Source organism: Streptomyces sp. NPDC015346 (assembly GCF_043078785.1).
Lineage (GTDB): Bacteria > Actinomycetota > Actinomycetes > Streptomycetales > Streptomycetaceae > Streptomyces.
Genome location: NZ_JBIBTW010000002.1, coordinates 314,000 through 331,346 on the forward strand (window position 1 = coordinate 314,000; position 17,347 = coordinate 331,346).

The 17,347-nt window shown below is 71.1% G+C and carries 16 protein-coding genes and 1 pseudogene; 6 read left to right on the forward strand and 11 right to left on the reverse strand.

All coding sequences use genetic code 11. From position 1 onward, the window contains the following. The first annotated feature begins 571 nt into the window (after window positions 1–571). The gene (locus tag ACF06X_RS07405; protein ID WP_392286255.1) at window positions 572–982 is read left to right on the forward strand and encodes a RidA family protein; all 411 of its coding nucleotides are present in this window, start codon (window positions 572–574) and stop codon (window positions 980–982) included. A gap of 210 nt (window positions 983–1,192) precedes the next feature. Further along, entirely contained in the window at window positions 1,193–1,390 is a 198-nt protein-coding gene (locus ACF06X_RS07410; RefSeq protein ID WP_392286256.1) for a hypothetical protein, read from the forward strand. Here the strand turns inward: ACF06X_RS07410 and ACF06X_RS07415 are convergent. From ACF06X_RS07415 to ACF06X_RS07440, 6 genes and pseudogenes are all read right to left on the reverse strand, one after another. Then, complete coding sequence (locus ACF06X_RS07415; protein WP_392286257.1) at window positions 1,367–1,522, reverse strand: hypothetical protein; 156 nt, start codon at window positions 1,520–1,522, stop codon at window positions 1,367–1,369. The two genes, ACF06X_RS07410 and ACF06X_RS07415, sit on opposite strands and share 24 nt — an antisense overlap. A 142-nt stretch (window positions 1,523–1,664) precedes the next feature. Next, complete coding sequence (locus ACF06X_RS07420) at window positions 1,665–3,056, reverse strand: prolyl oligopeptidase family serine peptidase (protein WP_392286258.1); 1,392 nt, start codon at window positions 3,054–3,056, stop codon at window positions 1,665–1,667. Continuing rightward, window positions 3,053–4,546 (reverse strand): MFS transporter, encoded by a 1,494-nt coding sequence (locus tag ACF06X_RS07425; protein ID WP_392286259.1) that lies wholly within the window; start codon window positions 4,544–4,546, stop codon window positions 3,053–3,055. The genes ACF06X_RS07420 and ACF06X_RS07425 overlap by 4 nt, the downstream gene beginning before the upstream one ends. A 274-nt stretch (window positions 4,547–4,820) precedes the next feature. Further along, the gene (locus tag ACF06X_RS07430) at window positions 4,821–5,624 is read right to left on the reverse strand and encodes a PaaX family transcriptional regulator C-terminal domain-containing protein (protein WP_392286878.1); all 804 of its coding nucleotides are present in this window, start codon (window positions 5,622–5,624) and stop codon (window positions 4,821–4,823) included. A 98-nt stretch (window positions 5,625–5,722) separates the two neighbouring features. Further along, window positions 5,723–5,875, reverse strand: a pseudogene (locus ACF06X_RS07435) (chloramphenicol phosphotransferase); the annotation flags it as partial. Window positions 5,876–5,909: 34 nt separating this feature from the next. Then, window positions 5,910–6,461, reverse strand: coding sequence for a PadR family transcriptional regulator (locus ACF06X_RS07440; protein ID WP_392286260.1), 552 nt, complete (start codon window positions 6,459–6,461; stop codon window positions 5,910–5,912). A 100-nt stretch (window positions 6,462–6,561) separates the two neighbouring features. Here ACF06X_RS07440 and ACF06X_RS07445 point away from each other — a divergent pair, with 100 nt between their 5' ends. Further along, a complete protein-coding gene (locus tag ACF06X_RS07445; protein ID WP_392286261.1) occupies window positions 6,562–8,202 on the forward strand; it encodes a carboxylesterase/lipase family protein in 1,641 nt (546 codons plus the stop codon). 159 nt (window positions 8,203–8,361) lie between these two features. Beyond that, window positions 8,362–9,606, forward strand: a complete 1,245-nt coding sequence (locus tag ACF06X_RS07450; RefSeq protein WP_392286262.1) for a PucR family transcriptional regulator — start codon at window positions 8,362–8,364, stop codon at window positions 9,604–9,606. Between the two features lie 29 nt (window positions 9,607–9,635). Here ACF06X_RS07450 and ACF06X_RS07455 read toward each other — a convergent pair whose 3' ends face one another. The 5 genes from ACF06X_RS07455 to ACF06X_RS07475 all read right to left on the reverse strand — a co-directional run bounded on the left by ACF06X_RS07455 (window position 9,636) and on the right by ACF06X_RS07475 (window position 14,327). Further along, complete coding sequence (locus ACF06X_RS07455; protein ID WP_392286263.1) at window positions 9,636–10,595, reverse strand: esterase/lipase family protein; 960 nt, start codon at window positions 10,593–10,595, stop codon at window positions 9,636–9,638. A gap of 14 nt (window positions 10,596–10,609) precedes the next feature. Then, window positions 10,610–11,467 carry an SGNH/GDSL hydrolase family protein gene (locus ACF06X_RS07460; protein ID WP_392286264.1) on the reverse strand — a complete coding sequence of 286 codons (858 nt, stop codon included), beginning with the start codon at window positions 11,465–11,467 and terminating at the stop codon, window positions 10,610–10,612. Window positions 11,468–11,590: 123 nt separating this feature from the next. Next, complete coding sequence (locus ACF06X_RS07465) at window positions 11,591–12,142, reverse strand: hypothetical protein (RefSeq protein WP_392286265.1); 552 nt, start codon at window positions 12,140–12,142, stop codon at window positions 11,591–11,593. Then, window positions 12,139–13,626 (reverse strand): sensor histidine kinase, encoded by a 1,488-nt coding sequence (locus ACF06X_RS07470; protein ID WP_392286266.1) that lies wholly within the window; start codon window positions 13,624–13,626, stop codon window positions 12,139–12,141. Before ACF06X_RS07470 ends, ACF06X_RS07465 begins: the two co-directional genes overlap by 4 nt. Beyond that, window positions 13,623–14,327, reverse strand: coding sequence for a response regulator (locus tag ACF06X_RS07475; RefSeq protein WP_392286267.1), 705 nt, complete (start codon window positions 14,325–14,327; stop codon window positions 13,623–13,625). Before ACF06X_RS07475 ends, ACF06X_RS07470 begins: the two co-directional genes overlap by 4 nt. A gap of 379 nt (window positions 14,328–14,706) precedes the next feature. On the opposite strand from ACF06X_RS07475, the gene ACF06X_RS07480 reads away from it, so the two are divergent. Together ACF06X_RS07480 and ACF06X_RS07485 are read left to right on the forward strand one after the other, a co-directional pair. Further along, window positions 14,707–15,516 carry an SGNH/GDSL hydrolase family protein gene (locus ACF06X_RS07480; RefSeq protein ID WP_392286268.1) on the forward strand — a complete coding sequence of 270 codons (810 nt, stop codon included), beginning with the start codon at window positions 14,707–14,709 and terminating at the stop codon, window positions 15,514–15,516. 104 nt (window positions 15,517–15,620) lie between these two features. Then, on the forward strand, window positions 15,621–16,895 hold the full coding sequence (locus ACF06X_RS07485) for an acyltransferase family protein (protein WP_392286269.1): 1,275 nt from the start codon (window positions 15,621–15,623) through the stop codon (window positions 16,893–16,895). Window positions 16,896–17,347: the final 452 nt, after the last annotated feature.

A 17,347-nucleotide genomic window follows, 5' to 3' on the forward strand; every position in this document is an offset into this window, starting at 1 on the left:
GGACTCCCGTGCCTCCCCTCGACAGCATGGCCCGCGGTGAACGCGACACTCTCGGAGAAGCGGACCTGGTGGCGTGCAGGTCGGTGATCGTCGTACCGCGCTCCTCCGCCAGCAGCCGCAGCCGGTCACGGACAGCCTCACTGATCTTGATACTCGTCGGCTTGCTCATACGGCGATTCTGCCGCCGGTAGATCTCCGTAGTCACGGCTTGCCGTCGCGGCCCCTTCGGCGTCCCGTCAGCTGTTCGGCGAGCGTGGTCACGTTTCGGATGATCTTGTCCCGCGTGTAAGCGCGGCGGACGATCCGGTCCAGTACCAGCACACTCCCGGCGTCCCGGTCCTCGTCCGGCCTCCTTAAGGATCACGTCGAGCATCGCGCTGATCACCCGCAGCAGGCTGTTGCCGTTCCGGGTCCGGACCCAGGTGGAGTCAGTGGGTGATCATCCGGTCCAGGAGTGTCGACCAGAAACGACGGCATTGCCGAGGGGCGGCGCGAAAACGGGAGGCGGGTGCCACCGGGTCGTTGACAGGATGTCCGCGCTCAACTTCCGATGGGAAAGGACCCGACGACCGTGGCTCGTGCCATCACGCTGATCCGCTCCGCCTCCCTGTCCGACATCGCCGAGTATGCCTATGCAGCCACGGCGCCCGCCGATTCCCGCCTGATCTTCCTCGCAGGGGCGTGTCCCCTCAACGACGACGGCTCGACGGCAGCGGTCGGGGACTACGCGGGTCAGGCATTGAAAGCAGTCGAGAACATGCAGGCTGCTCTCGCTGCCTCCGGCGCATCACTCCAGGACGTCATCAGTACCAGGGTTCTCGTCGCATCGGCGCGGCGGGAGGATTTGGTGGCTGCCTGGGGGGTAGTCCGGGACTCGTTCGCTGACCATGACGTTCCCAGCACCTTGATGGGCGTCACCGTGCTCGGTTATGAGGACCAGCTCGTCGAGATCGAGGCCGTGGCCGCCGTGCTCGACTCTTGAGGCCCATTGACACACCGCGGCGACTGAGCTGGCTGGACCGGAAGTACCTGACAGGCACCACGAACGTGAGACCGCTAAGCGGTGTCTTTCGGATCATGCCGTGCCCACAGCGCCCAGCCCCGCCTGGCCGTCTGATCGGGGCGTGGGGTACTGGGGTACCCCGTCGACCGACGCCTCTCTGGGCGTGACCGGCCATGCCATGATCTGCGAATGAGCGAGTACGCCTGGCCCGGGGAGAACGGCAGGCGCACGCCTGACGCGGCCTCGGCCTGGACCGAGACCGTCCGCGTTCTGCCCGTCGGTATCCGCATCACCGGTGAGGTCGTCGGCCGGCAGCCCTTCGGTGTCTTCCTCTCCATCGACGGCCGCCCCGACGCCGTCGGCCTAGCCAGGATGGCGCCGCTGTAGTCCGTAGTCCGCGATCATTTCGAGCGTGGACTCCACCGAGTTGAGCTCGGTGTTCAGGTGCTTGACCCACCGGCCCTTCGGTTGCAGCGCGGCGTGCGGGGCGACGGCCCCCGTGATGAACCGGCGGGACACGGTGAGCTTCTCGCGGATCGCCGCGACCTCGTAGGCCTGCAGCTCGACCAGGTCCGAGCAGAACTTGTAGCCGTCCGCCCAGGACGCTCCTGACGGCCACTGGCACGGTTGGTTCCCGCGCGGAGCGGGCCCGACCGCGCCGTCACTTGCGGGTGTCCCCCGGAGGGGCCAGGTCGTAGGGGCGGGGATAGGCGGTCGGTCGCGCGGAGACGAAGCGGGGATCGGTCCACGGAACCTCCTGCTGGGCATGGGCGTTGAGGTCGGCCGGGGATGTCTTCCAGTGGCCGGTGGTCAGGCGCTCCTCCAGGGTGTGGACGGCTGCGAGGTTCTCCCCCAGGGTGAAGGTGCAGTGTCCGGGTGCGTCGACGTACGCCTGGCGCAGGAGCGCGGCCGATCCGCCGGCGGTCGCGGCCCGGCGGTAGGCGCTCTCGGCCTGGACGGGAATCAGCTCGTCGCCCGTCGTGTGAAGGTTCAACTGCGGGTCGGAGAGCCGCCCGGTGAAGGTGCTGGTACGCCGCATCCAGGCCACCGCCTGCGGGTCGGCGTCGATCCGTGGGGCGCGGTTCAGGGTCGTCACGTCCTGCCGCAACGACAGCCCGGCCTTCTCGTAGAGCTCGGTCACCTCCTTGTACACCGAGGACCGGCGCAGCATCGCGGCGTAGTCGACGTTCGTGTTCCAGGACGGGTTGCCGCCGGCGCGGGACTCGGCCTCCTGCCGCCAGGCGAACGCCGCGGTCTGCAGCAGGCCGGTGACGGCGGCGTACTGGTTGGCCTGCTGCCCTTCCCAGTCCGTCGGAGCGGGCTCGGGCTGTGCGGCGTCGTTGTAACCGGGGATGTTGTGGAGCGCGGCGGCGAGCGCGATCCGGGCGCGGCCCTCGGGGGTCTGCTGGGCGGCCGCCACCTCACGGGTGAGAGCGCGCGCGGCGTTCCTCGCCTCCGTCTGGTCGGCGAAGCCGGTGAGGGGGATGTCCAAGTCGGGCGCCAGCAGCGCCTTGAGGGCGAAGACGGGGTCGAGAGTGTTGTTCCAGTTGGCCACGCCGCCCTGCACCAGCCCGCACAGCGACAGCGACCCGTCGATCCGATCCGGGTGGCGTTCGACGATCGCCGTGGTGACAAGTCCGCCGTACGAGGTGCCCCAGGCGATGGTCCGCCGGGCCGACCCGAACTTCTGGGCGAACAGTTCCAGGGTGGCCAGTTGGTCGGGAACCGCGTCGCTGACGGCCCAGCCGGTCGTGGCGTAGGAGGAGCCGATGAGGGCGTAGCCCTTCTCCAGGAGTCTCCCGCGGGTCTCCTGGTCAGGCGCGTTGCGGGCGGGGTTGGGGGCTCCCGACGGCACGTAGCCGTGGCTGTACAGCAGGACGGTGCCGTTCCAGCGGGCGGGTACGTCCATCGTGTACGCGGCCCCGGATGCCAGCCGCCCCTCCAGGTGCGTGTCGTCGCGGGGCACGGCCGACGCCTGTGCGGGCAGGTTGGTGGTGAGGGCGAGGACGGCGGTGACGGCCAGAGCGGTCTGGGTGCGGTGACGGTGGTTCACGGACGAGTCCCTTCCTGGGCGGGGCCGTTGAGCTCGGGGCCGCTAACCTTGGGGCCGTTGACCTTGGGGCCGTTGACCTTGAGGGCGTTAACCTCGGGGGCGCTGACCTCGGGGCCGTTGACCTCGGGCGCGTTGACGTCGGGCGCGGGCGAGTCGAGCGAGTCGCCGTGCGTCTCGCGCATCCGCCACACGGTGAGCGCGGTGATCAACGCCCCACCGCACAGCAGGAGCGAGATCGGGGTGGAGCTTCCGTCGTACGTCGCCAGCAGGCTGCTCGCGATCATCGGGGAGAAGCCCGCTCCGACGAGGGTCGCCGCTTGGTACCCGAGCGAAGCCCCGGTGTACCGGACACGGGTGCCGAACATCTCGGAGAGCAGCGCTCCGAGGGGCCCGTACATGGTCGACTGCGCGACACCGTGCCCGAGGACGAGGGCGAGGATCAGCAGCCCCGGGGAGCCCGATCCGACGAGCGCGAGCACGGGGAAGGCCAGCGCGGCCGATGCCAGGGCGCCGGCGAGGACGACCGGACGGCGGCCGACGCGGTCGGACAGCGCGGAGGCGGCGGGCAGGACGGCGAGGGCCACGAAGGAGGCGGCGGTCACGGCCGTGAGCACCTGCGGCCGGGTGTAACCCTGCTCCACCGCGTACGAGATCATGAAGCTGGTCAGCAGGGCCTGCGCGGTGAAGGCCCCGATGCCGACGCCGCAGGCGAGCAGCAGGGGCTTGGGGCGGCGCAGGACCTCCGCGACGGGCGGCCGGGACGCCCGGCGAGGCGCCTTCTCCGCGCCCGCCTCAGCGTCCGCCTCAGCCCCCGCCTCCGCTTCCGCGTCCGCCTCCGCTTCCGCTTCCGCGAAGAGCGGGCTCTCCGCCACCTTGAGCCGTACGAAAAGCCCGACGGCGAGCAGAGCCACGCTCAGCAGGAACGGCACGCGCCAGCCCCAGGTGCGGAACTCGTCGTCCGGGAGGGTCGCGACCAGGGTGACGACGCCTGCCGACAGTACGGAGCCGAGCGGTGCGCCGAGTTGGGTGAAGCTCGACCACAGGCCGCGGCGGCGGCCGGCTCCCTGGGTGCGCTCGGCGTGTTCGACGACCATGAGCGTGGCGCCGCCCCACTCCCCGCCGATCGCGATGCCCTGCACCACGCGCAGCGCCACCAGCAGTACGGGGGCCCAGACGCCGATGGCGTCGTAGGTCGGCAGCAGTCCGATGAGGAAACTCCCCGCCCCCATCAGGACCATGGTGAGCAGCATCATCGATTTGCGGCCGATCCGGTCACCGAAGTGGCCGAAGACGATGCCGCCGAGCGGCCGGGCCACGTATCCGGCCGCGAACGTGCCGAACGCTGCGATGGTGCCGACCGCCGGGTCGGCCGTGGGGAAGAACAGTTCCCCGAAGACGAGCGCGGCGACCGTGCCGTACACGAGGAAGTCGTAGAACTCGACGGCGGTGCCGAGCAGTCCGGACAGCGCGACACGGCGCAACTGCCGCATGTCTTGAGCGGGTTGATGGACTGCGGTGCCGGAGGCGGAGGTACGGGATGGCTGCACGGGGAGCTCCCAGACGCGGTGAGGACGGCATCCTGACGGTGCCGATGCCCGGCGAAGTTAGGCATTTATTTCACAGCCGTCAAGATCCTGCACAACATCACGCGACAGAAGCCCCCCGTGGAGAAGCTCCGGGCACCAACCCAGGCCGGTCTTGGCCACCTTCAGCAGCAGGGCGTAGTGGCGCAGGCGGAGTCCGGACCGTCGTGGTCGCTCCGGCTCAGGCGTCCCGCTCCGCCTCCGGCCGTACCGGTACGACGTCGAGCAGCCGCTCCGCCGTCGCGCGCGCCCCCGGGGTGAGGCGCTCGTGCACCGCGCGGAACGTCTTCTCCGCCTGCTCGGCCGGCCAGTCGTCCGGCAGGTGCCCGACCGGCAGCCGGGGGTCCCGCCGGATGATCCGCAGCCACTCGGCGGACAGCCGCGACCGTACCGCCAGCGGGTCGTCGCCGTCGGGGTCAGCCGACTCCGCCGACTGCCACCGGCGTACGAAAAGGCCATACTGATCGGCCAGTTCGGCCAGCTCCCAGGCCTCCTCGATCATCGCGCCGATGTCCATGCCGGCGTCGGCCTGGGCACGGAACACCTTCACGTGCGCGTCGAGGCCCAGCGCCGTGACGATCGGGTCCACGTCGACATGGCCCGGCGCGATCCACACCCCTCCGAACAGCGGACCGAAGCCGCTCCAGGCCAACCGCGAACGCAGATCGTGGCGTTGCCGCTGCCAGCTCTCCGGCAGGGAGAACCCCAGCAGGGTCCACGTACCGTCCCAGTGCCGATTGACCGCGCCGCTCCCCCAGATGCGGCGCTCACCGTCCCGCAGCACCGCCTCCGAGCGCTCGGTGAGCCCGAAGTACATCCGCCGCCCCTCGCGCTGCCGCCGCAGCAGGCCACGCCCGACCATGCGCGTCAGCGTCGAACGGGTCGCCTGCTCACCGACCCCCACCCGACCGAAGAGCTCGATGACGCTCCCCGAGTACACGCACACGTCCCGGCCCAGCACCCAGTCACCCAGGAAGGTGAGCATCAGCTCCTGGGGACGCGGAATGTCATCAACGGTGGCCACGCTCACCACCGTACGCGCCCCTGGGGGCGGGGCCGCCGAGGAGGTCCGGGGCTGGCCCGCAGCTGGTCGGGGGTGAGGTCGTCGCGGCGGGCCCGCAGGGCGTGGAAGACGTCCACCGCGAGGTAGAAGTACAGGTCATCGAGGATCGCGAGCAATTCCCCCGCGATGCTGGACTTCCCAGAGCTTGATGTGCCGTTCAGGAAGGTGATCAGGCCCTGGGAGTGGGTGGCGTAAGGGACTGGTGAGTCATGTCGTCAATTCCTTGAGGATGTCTTCCAGCCAGCGCACGTGGGACAAAAGGGCGCGCCCCTTGCCGTCATGGACGTGGTCCAGGAGACGCACCATGCGGGTGCGGTCGATCCCCGGCAGCCAGGGCTCCTCGCGGATGTCCCGGGCGAGGAAACGCTCGTACTGGGCGCGGCGTGCGTCCAGTTCCGTGCGGACGAGAGCGATCTGCTCTTCCTTGGTGAGGAAGACGGTGAAGAGGTAGCGCATCAGGAACTCGGGGTCGGCCGGGTCCGGGGAAGGGACGTACGGCTCCGCAAGCCGTCGGCGCAGCTCGTGTTCGCCCGCTTCCGTCAGCCGGTAGACCTTGGCGTCCGGGCGCCCCTCGTTGCGCTCCAGGGTGTAGTCGATCCAGCCGTCGGCGCACATCCGGTTCAGGGTCCGGTAGATCTGGCTCTGCTGACCGGGCAGGCCGGTCATGCGGCCCATCTCGCTGGCCAGCCATCGCTTCAGGTCGTAGCCGGTACAGGGACGCATGGCCACGAATCCGAGCAGAACGTGCTCGAGCTTCATTTCCCTTCACCGACTTCCCGCATATGGCACTAGTCACCTATGGCACTAGGCACCTATCCTCTGGCCACGCAACGCCACGCCACGGCCCGGAGGAGACCCTATGCCACTGACCTTGAGACCCCCGCTGCGCGCACGAAGAGCGGCACGCGCAGGTCAGAGCGCGCTGGCGCTGATGCTGGCGCTCGTAGCCACCTGGCTGACCCCGGCCCCATCCCAGGCCGCGACGGATCGGCCGGCGGACCGGTCGCCGATGGTGCACACCGCCAACGGCTGGATCCGCGGCCGGGCCACCGCCGACGGCCACCAGTTCCTGGGCATCCCCTACGCCCAGCCGCCCACCGGTGAACGGCGCTGGACGGCGCCACTGCCCGCGCGAGCCTGGCGCGGCGTACGGGATGCCACCCAGTACGGCGACTATTGCGCGCAGAACACGTACTGGGCCCCCGGCTTCGAGGAACGCCACACCACTGAGGACTGCCTGACAGCCAACGTCTACACCCCGCCCGCCGGTCAGCGGCACGGAGACCGGGGCCGGCTGCCCGTCATGGTCTGGGTACACGGCGGCGGCAACGTAGGCGGCGCCGGTCGTGACATCGTCCCCGATGAGTTCGCCCGCCGTACCGACACAGTGGTCGTCACCTTCAACTACCGCCTCGGCGCCATGGGTTTCCTCACCCTGCCGGACACCTCGGGCAACTTCGCCCTCCTCGACCAGCAGCTGGCCATGCGCTGGGTCCAGAGCAACATCCGCCGCTTCGGGGGTGATCCCCGGCAGGTGACCCTCGCCGGTGAGTCGGCCGGCGGCCGTGCCGTGTGCACTCAGCTGGCCTCGCCGTCCAGCCGGGGCCTGTACCGGGCCGCCATCATCCAGAGCGGCGCCTACGGCGACTGCGCCGGCACCCCGCGGAAGCAGGCCGTCGAAGCCGGCCTGGCCTTCGCCGCCAAGGTGGGGTGCACCGATCCGGGCACCGCGGCCGCCTGCCTGCGCGCCAAGCCCACCGAACAGATCCTGGACGCCCAGCAGGACACGCGCAGCTGGGGCTACACCGTCGGCGGCGCCGGGCTCCCGCGCCAACCCGCCGAAGCCTTCGCCACCAAAGAGGCCGTACGGGTACCCGTCATGAACGGCGCCAACAGCAAGGAGGGACTGGTCTTCGCGTACGACTCCTTCGACCGCTGGGGCAACACCCTGACCGCTGACGCCTACCCGCAGGCCCTCATCGACACCTTCGGGCAGGAGGCCGGCACCCGCGCCCTGGACCGCTACCCGCTCAGCGCCTACGAGCGGCCCGCCTACGCCTACGCCGCCGCCTTCGGTGACCGCCTCTTCGCCTGCCCGGCGCTGCGCGTCAACCCGCTGCTCGCCGAACGCGGACGCGTCTACGGCTACGAGTTCGCCGACCGCACATCACCGCTCTTCGCCTCCCTCCCGCAGAACACCGACTTCGACTTCGGCGCCACCCACGCCGCCGAGCTGAACTACCTCTTCAAGCCCTACGGCCGCAGCGTGGAGTTCAACGCCGAACAGCGTGCCCTGTCCCGGCAGATGACCGCGTACTGGGGCTCCTTCATCCATGGCGACGCCCCCAGCGCCGCCGGCCAGCCCACCATGCCGGAACAGGGTTCCCAGCCCGGCCGCGTGCTTCGCTTGCGTACGAGCGGCGCCGGTGGCAACGCCACCACGGCCGAACTGCCCGGTGAGCACCACTGCGACCTGTGGGGCCCGGAGACATCCGGCTAGGGCCTGTGCCGAATTGAGATCACTGGTTCGCTGTTTCGCCGTCCCGACCGGGCCGGGACGGCATACAGGCGGGATGACCCGGGGCTCGCGACTGTCATGATGTGTCACGTACGACTCGGTCGACCGCCGGCGGGACGCCGGGATCCGGGAGTGAGTGGCGTGGCGGATGACAGGACCGGAGAGTTCCGGATCGGGGGACGGCCGCTGCACGAGCGGCTGACCGCGGATCTGCCCGCCTTCACCCGGCTCGTACTCGGCGAGATCACCGAACGCATCCCCGCCTACGGGGTGCTGCCCTCCGAGGAGCTCGCGGGCGACATCACGCGGGTCATCGAGCAGACCGTGCGGTCCTTCGTCTCCGTGCTGCGCACGAGCTCGCTGCCGCACCGCGAGGAGCTGGAGTTCCTGCGCGAGTCCGCGGCCCGGCGGGCCGAGGAGGGCATCCCGATCGACATCGTGCTCACCGCGTACCACATCGGCGTCCAGGTGGTGTGGCGGTCGCTGACCCCCGAGGTGCGGCCGGAGGAGGTCGGGGACGTGATGGCCGTGAACGCGCTGGCCCTGCGCTATCTGGAGCTGGTCACGCCCGCCGTGGCCGCGGGGTACCTCGACGAACGGCAGACTCGGTACGACGACGAGCGTTCGGCGCGCCACGCCCTGCTGCGGGCGCTGCTCGACGGAGGTCCGGCCGAGGCCGCGGCCGAACGGGCGGGGCTTCGGCTTCCGCCGTGCTACCTGGTACTCGCCGTCGACGTGGGCGCGCATCTCGACGAGACGACGGGAAAGGTCGACAGTGCGGTGGCCGGGCGCCGTAAACTGCGGCGGCTGCGGACGGAGTTGGAGCGGCAGGCGCGCGATACGGTGCTGTTCTCGCTCACCGCGGAGGGCGGCCTGGTGTTGCTGCCGCACCCGGTGACGGCCGACGCGCTCACGCCCGGCGACTGGGCCCGCCTGGAACGCACCGTCGCCGACGTCGGCCGGGCCGCCGGGGCGGTGGTGACCGTGGGAGCCACGGCCGGCGGGCCGCAAGACGTGGCCGGGGCGGCGGAGACGGCTCGGGAGATTCTCGACGTGGCGCTCGACCGCGGCCGCCCGGCCGGCCTCTACCGCCTCGACGACGTCCTGCTGGAGTACCAGCTGTCGCGCCCCGGTGTCGCCCGCGACCGGCTCGCGTCCTTGCTGCTGCCCCTCGACGGCAACGACGAGCTGCTGCGGACCCTGGAGGTCTATCTGCGGTGCGGAAGCCGGCGGCCCACCGCCGCCGACCTGCACGTCCATCCGAACACGGTCGACTACCGGCTCCGCCGGATCGCCGAACTCACCGGTCTGGACCCCACGCGGGTCACGGACGTCGCACTGCTCACCGCCGCCCTGGCGGCCCGCTCGGCGGCGGGCCGCCGCTGACGCTCTTCGACGTCTGCCGACCGATGTGGTCAGCCGCCGAAGACCGGCAGCACCGGGGTGGAGCAGTCCGGGGCGCGGGCGGTGGCCGGGTCGAGGGCGTTGAGCACCTCGCGCAGCGCCACATGATCGAAGGCGAGGGCGAGATGGTCGGCGAAGTCGTTGGCGCACCGCTCCTGAACCGTGATGTTGCGCGCGCCGGGCCCGTCCAGGAACTGTGAGGTGTACGGGGTCACCACCTGGTCGTAGCGGGTGGCGATGGTCGTGTACCGCACGCCCGGGACGGTGTCCGGCACGGAGTTGAGCTTGTTGACGAAGTCCGAGCCGCGCAGTTGCTGGCGCGCCGCCGGATCCGTGGCGTCGGCGATGTCCTCCACCACGGGGAAGACCTGGAACAGCGCGCTGATCCACCGGTCGAGGCCCAGCGCGGTCGACCCGTGGCTGGTGGGGGCGAGGCCCACGAGGTCGTGCACCTTGTCCGCGCCGCCGAGGAACTTCACGTAGTACTGGGCGAGTGTGCCGCCCTGCGAGTGGCCCACCAGGTCGACCTTCGCGGCGCCGGTCCGTTCCCGGACCTGGTCGACGAAGGCGGCCAGCTGGCCGGCGGAGGTGGGGATGTCTCCGGTGCCGCCGACCTGGCCGAGCCTGAGGCCGCCGTAGTTGAGGGCGAAGACGCAGTAGCCGTGGTTCTTCAGCAGGGGGGAGAGCGTGTTCCAGTTGATGAGCATGTTGACGTGCGTGCCGTGCAGCAGGATCACCGGTCGGGGATGGCTCGCGCTGCGGCAGGACCAGTCGTTGGCCCCGGGCGGCGCGGCGCCCGGGTGGGCGAGGGAGGCGAGCACACCGGGGACCGAGTGGTGGACGACGGGCAGCTGCCCGTCGTCCTGCGGCGCGGCGGCGGCCGCGGCCGTGGTGGGCGTGAGTGTGAGTGTGACCAGGAGCGTGGCGAGTACGCCGAGACAGGCGGCGGCGACCCGGGTACGGAGCATCATGGCGGGTCCGTCTCTCAACGCGCCGCTGCGGCGACGGCGTTGCCCACGACGGCCATGCCCTGCTCGTTCGGATGCAGAGGCGCCGCCGCGTGCGCGGGCACGATGCCTTCCAGATAGCGGTCCTCGGGCGCGGCGCAGATGTCATGCCCCACCGTGAGCGCGGCGACGTCGACGAAGCGCGCGCCGTGCTTGGCCGCCTGCTCGCGTGCCGCCGCGCTGATCTTGTTCATCACGCTCTGCAGGTAGTCGCCGTCGCGGGCCCACACCGGCTGGGCGGGGTGGCAGCCACCCGCGCGGATGTACGTCCCGTAGCCGGTGACCACGATCGTCGCCTGTGGGGAGCGCTTCTTGATCTCGGCGAGCGCGGCGCCGAACGTCGGCGCCCACTGCGCCACCGACTCCGCGAGCCGGTCCCGGCCGCCCGACGTGAGCCGGTCGGAGCAGGACAGACCGAAGGGTTCGGGCAGGAAGTTGACGCAGGTCAGTGCCGTCTGGAAGAGCCCGCTGTCGTTCGCGCCGATGGTGACCGAGACCAGGTCGGTGCTCGGCTTGAGCGCGTCGAACTGCGGGGGCAGCACCCCGAGCCTTCTGCTGCCGAAGTCCTCCGTCGTGGCCCCGGAACAGCTCACGTCGGTGAGCTTCGCGCCCAGCGCTTCGGCCGCCACGGCCGGGTAGTTGCGGTCCGAGCGCAGGCAGAGCAGATTGATGTCCTGCTGCGGAATCAGCGGCCCCGCGGCCGCGGAATCGCCCAGGGCCACGTACTCCAGAACCTCCTGGTCCGTCACCGCTTGCGCGGGCCCCGCCGCGGCGGCCACGGCCGCCCCCACCGCCACCATGGCAAGCCCTGCCTTGATCCGTGCGCCCAGTCCCATGGTGCCTCCGTCGTCGTTGTCCGAGGTGCAGCGCCTCACATACTGAAGTGACAGCACGGGGAACGACGCTGGGCGCGTTCCAGAATCACCGGCCACATCTTGTGACGTGTAACAAAGCACCGCCTAGGCGGTCACCGGTGTCACGGTGCCGTTGGGTCCGCAGCGGACGGTCCAGGGGGTCTGGGAGGGGGCGAGGTTCTCGTGGATGCGGATGTCGACCTGGCTGGCGGGGCGGTCGCCGGGGACCTGGGCGTGGGCGGCGGTGCAGGCGAGTTGGGCGACGGCGGTGACGTCGAGGTCGCCGCTGCTGACGGTGCGGGGGACGTAGAGGTCGACGGCGCCTTCCGTGGTGGTGGCGGTGAGCTGGCCGGCCATGGGCGGTACCCGGGTGATCAGGCCCCGTTCGCGTTCGGCGGGGGTGGGGCCTTCCAGGAGGAGGTCGAGGGCCTGCTGGGGGCTGAGGGGGCGGTCGGTGGGACGGTTGACCGCGCGCAGTCCGTACGGGCCGGCGAAGTAGAGCTGGACCCTGCGGGCCTCGGTGCCGGGCTGCTGGATTCCGGACGCGGGGGCTCCGGCCGGGGTGGGGCCGGTGGGCGTGATGCCACAGCCGGCGGCGGTCAGGACGGCGATGGCCGCCGCGAGGACCGCTGCTGAGGCACGGGTACGGGGTGTCATCGGGTTTCCGGCGGGGTGGGGTCGAGCGGGAGGGTGAGGGTGAAGACGGCTCCGCCGCCGGGTGCGTTGGCGGCGGTGAGGGTGCCGTCGTGCAGCAGAGCGTTCTCGCGGGCGAGGGCGAGGCCGAGGCCGCTGCCCTCGGAGCGGGTGCGGGCGGTGTCGGCCTTGTAGAACCGGTCGAAGACGTGGGGCAGGGCATGGGCGGGGATGCCGGGGCCGTGATCGGTCACGGTGAGGACCGCCCGGTCCCCCTCGGTGCGGGCGCGGACGGTGACGGGCGGGTGGCCGTGGCGCAAAGCGTTGCCGACGAGGTTGGCGAGGATGACGTCGATGCGCCGGGGGTCGGCGTGGACGGGGACGGGTCCGGGTCCGGGTCCGGCGAGGTCGGCGGTGACACGCGGATCGGTGTCCCAGCCGCGCAGGTGCAGGGTTTTGGCGATCAGCGTGCGCAGGTCGACGTGCTCGGGCCGTAGGGGTGCGGTCTTGGCGTCGAAGCGCGAGACCTCCATGAGGTCCTCGATCATGCGGGCGAGGGTGCGGGTCTCGTCGCTGATGAGGCGGACGGCGTCGGCGGTGTCGGGCGGCAGGGTGCCGGAGGCGGCGTCCTCGTCCAGGACTTCGGTGACGGCGGTCATCGCCGCGAGGGGGGTGCGTAGTTCGTGGGCGACGTCGGCGGCGAAGCGGCGCGCGCCCGCCTCCATGCGGCGCAGTTCCGCGTCGTCCTTCTGCAGAGTCGCCGCCATGGTGTTGAACGTACGGGTGAGGTCGGCGAGCTCGTCGTGACCGTCGGCTTCGAGGCGGGTGCCGAGTTCGCCGGCGGCGATGCGTTCGGCGCCGTCGTGGAGCCGGCGTACGGGACGCAGGACGCGGCGGGCGGCGAACAGGGCGGGGACGAGAGCAAGGGCGAGGGCCGGGACCGCCCCGGCCTGGGCCGCGGTGCGGAGGGCCGCGATGTCGGCCTGGTCGTCGTCGAGCGGGAAGGAGGCGTAGACGGTCAGCCCGGAAGGCCTGCTCATGCCGTCGGCCGGTGCTCGGTCATCGGCGTACGAGACGGGCATGGCGAGCGCCAGCCAGGGGCGGCCTTCGTGTTCGATGCGCTGGTACGCGGCCTCGCCGTCGTCCCGTACCGCCTGGCGGAGTCGGGACGGGGGCGGCGGGCTGCCGGGAGACGCGGAGACGAGCGGGCCATCCTGGTAGGCGGCGGAGGTGTGCCAGGTGTGGGCGCCGCCGGCCCGGTCGAGCTGGCGGGCCAGGTCGCGCAGGTCCTCGGTGCGGGGCGGGAAGGGCAGGCCGGGGGCGAGGGAGTCGAGCTGGGCGCGCAGGTCGGCGACGGCGTTGTCCTGCGTGCGGTCCAGGAGCGCGGAGCGGGCCTGCAGGAAGGTGAGTCCCGCGGTGAGCAGGGAGCCGAAGGCGACGGCGAGCAGGAAGGCGGCGACGAGCCGTGCTCTCAGGCCGCGCGGGATGATGCGGAGCCGGAGGGTCATGTGACGGGCCCGAAGCGGTAGCCGAAGCCGCGCACGGTCTGCACGTACACAGGGGTACGCGGGTCGTCCTCGATCTTGGCCCGCAGGCGCATCACGCACGCGTCGACGAGGCGGGCGTCGCCGTAGAAGGAGTGCTCCCAGACCTGCTCCAGGAGTTGCGGCCGGCTGTAGACCTGGCCCGGCGTGGCGGAGAGGAACAGCAGGAGCTTCAGTTCGGAGGGGGCGAGGGCGAGTTCGCTGCCGTTCTTCGACACGATGAGCGCCGTACGGTCCACGGCCAGGTCCCCGTACCGCTCCGCTCCCGTCTGCGCGGGCTCGGCGGTCTCACCGCCCTGGGCGGGGGCGACCCTGCGCAGGACGGCCTTGATGCGGGCTTCGAGGACCTCTCCGCTCGCCGGTTTGACGATGTAGTCGTCGGCGCCGGCCTCCAGCCCGACGACCATGTCGATGTCGTCGCCCCGGGCGGAGAGGATGACGATCGGGACCTGCTTGCTCTCGCGGATGCGCCGGCACACCTCCAGGCCGCTCATCCCCGGCAGCATCAGGTCGAGCAGCACCAGGTCGGGACGGTGGCGCTCCAGCGCGAGCAGGCCGGTCTCACCGCTGGCCGCGACCTCCACCTCGTGTCCGCGGCGCTTGAGCGCGAGGGTGACGCCCTTCTGGACGGCGAGGTCGTCTTCGATCAGCAGGACTCGTGCCATGGCGGGGGTGTTCGTCTCCTGTCCACGGGGACTTGGGTGTTCTTCGACCAGGGTGCTCGAAGCGTATGACGGCCGGTTCCGCTTTTCGTGATGAAACGATGACAGCCTGCCGTTCTCGTCGCTCGCGACGGTTCCGTCGAGGGCATGAGCGATGCGCGGCACAGCAGGATCGAGGACAGGAACGGCCGCGGGGCGGCCCGGACGAACGCCTTCGTAGGGCAACCAGGCCCAGTCGATGCAGGCACTGGGGCACTGGGGGCGACTCCTGCCCGGCAGACCGTGACCAGGCCGTACGCCGCTCATGACCGCTCGTCTCGCGACACGTGACGAACCGATGACGAGCCCGCCACCCACCTCCCCGAAAGGCTCCGCTGGAGACATGAACATCACCACCCCTCGCCCCGCCCGCCGCACCGTCGGTCTCGCCCTCGCGGCCACCGCGGCCGTCCTCGGCCTCACCGCCTGCCAGGGATCCACCTCCGGCACCGACACCACCGGTACCCCGGTCGGCGGCCGGAGCCACGCGGCCGGGACCGAGACCGATGACACCAAGCCGCGCAGGCTGCTGTGGATGGGCGACTCCATCGGCGAGGCACAGGCCCCCGCCCTCGGCGCCGCCATCAAGGCGGGCGGCGCCGAATTCGCCTCGATGGCCGCCGCGGGAGGCGGCGGCGTCATCGGCGAGACAGCCGCGCCCACCTGGGAGGAACTCCCGAAGAAGCTCGCCTCGTTCAAGCCGGACGTCGTGGCCTACCAGGTCACCACCTACGACTGGGGCACCGCCGACGAACAGCGTGCCGGATACGAACGCCTGGCCAAGACCGTGAACGACGCCGGCGCCGATCTCCTCATCGTGTCGGCCCCGCCGTTCAAGATCGACGACTTCTACAAGGAGCACGAGGCCGCCATCAAAACGGCCCCCACCTCAGCCCGCGGGGTCGCCGACAAGCACCCGGACACCGTCCACTTCCTCGACGCCACCGCCCTGTGGGGTACTGACAGCACCGCCGCCACGGCACAGCGCAGCAAGGACGGCATCCACTCCTGCCAGCAGGGATCAGCCGCCTTCGCCGCCTGGTTCGGCACGGAGCTGAACAAGCGGTACGCCTTCACGCCCGCCGCCCTGGATCAGTGGGCCGACGGGCCGTGGACCGGCGACAAGGTCTACGGCCGGCTCGGCTGCGCGTAGCACTCGGCACTCGACGCACACCGACGCCCGACCGCGAGGCGGCTCCTCTACTCCCGGACAGCCGGCCCGAGCCGCCTCGCTCCCCCTCCCCCGGGAAAGAACCCTTGGCCACGCAGACATCCACCCCTCACTCCCACCGCCGCCCCCGTACCGCCCCGACACCCGTACGCAAGCACCACATCGCCGCCCTGGACGGCCTGCGCGGGCTGGCGGTCCTCGGTGTGCTGCTCTTTCACGCCGGACACTTCGGTGGCGGATTCCTCGGCGTGGACCTCTTCTTCGTCCTGTCCGGCTTCCTCATCACCGGGCTGCTCTTGAACGAGGCCCGGACCCACGACGGCCGCATCGACCTGGTCGCCTTCTGGGGACGGCGCGCGCGCCGCCTCGCGCCCGCCCTCGCCGTCCTGGTGGCCGGCACCCTGCTCCTCGTCTGGGCTTTCAGCACGGCATCCGTCCTGCGGCAGGCCCTCGACGACACCCCATGGGTCGTGGCCAACCTGGCCAACTGGCACTTCGTCGCCGATCAGGTGGGCTACTGGCAGTCGTCCGACACGCAGGTCTTGAGCCACCTGTGGAGCATCGCCGTCGAAGAGCAGTTCTACCTCGTCTGGCCACTACTGATCGCCGTACTCGCCCGCGGCGGCAGGGCCGGCTCGGCCGACCGGCGCGTCGCGATCGCGGCCGCGACCGGGGCCGTCCTCTCCCTCGCCCTCATGGTCACGCTCGCCGATCCGGTCGACACCACCCGCGTCTACGAAGGCACCGACACCCGCGCCTTCTCCCTTCTCCTCGGCTCCCTCATGGCCACCGAACCGGCCTCGCGGCTCCTCAACCGCGCCGGCGAACGAGCGAGCGGCTGGTGGAGCCTCGCCCTGGCGGCGGGGATCGCGGCGTACTGGATCACCGCCGACGGCCAGAACTCCCCCGGCCTCTTCCACGGCGGACTCTTCCTCCACGCCCTGGCCGCCGCCCTCCTCATCGCCTGCGTCGCCCGCTCCCCGCGCACCCCCCTGGGCCGCGCCCTGGCCACGCCTCCGCTGCGCGGCCTCGGCCAGATCTCCTACAGCCTCTACCTCTGGCACTGGCCGATCTACCTGCTGTTGAACGAAGACCGCCTCGGTCTGACGGGGTGGAGCCGAACGGCCGTGTTGCTCGCCGTGTCCCTCGCCGCCGCCTGGCTCTCCAAGGTCCTGGTGGAAGACCCCGTCCGGTTCCGCGCGCGTTGGGCTCACGGCCGGACCGGCGCCGCCGCCCTCCTCGCCACCGTCGCAGCACTCGCAGCCCTGTGGGCACTCCTACCGCGGCCGGAGCCCGGCGCGGGCTCCGTCGACATCGACCGACTGACCGCCGGCACTCCGCCGCAACCATTCACGCGCTGAGGCGACGTGAATGCGGTGCCCGCCAATGCCGGCGGGCACGCTCATCTCATGCTGCGGCCGTCGGATTGGATGACTCGGCGGCGCGGCGGTATGCGGCGTTGATGCGCTGAGCCTCTGCGGAACGCATGGAGGGGCCCTGGTGCCGTACGGCACCAGGGCCCCGAAGGAACTGCTACACCATCGGCCGACCCTGATCCTGCGTCGGCCTTCTATGTCCGCAGACCCGACCCAATCGCTGTCGGGGGTGCGGGGATCGCGGATGCGTGACCGGAGACCACCTCACTATCGATGTCCTGCGGTACCCGGGCTCAAGGCTTCCGCCCGGGCGATCCTGATGGCGCTCGGCTCCTCCGTTCTTTCCTCTGGATCAATCACCTAACACACGGGAACTGCGTACTGCTGTTACTGCGAACTGCTTGTACTGCTGGTGGCCTCTCACAGCGCCACTTCGG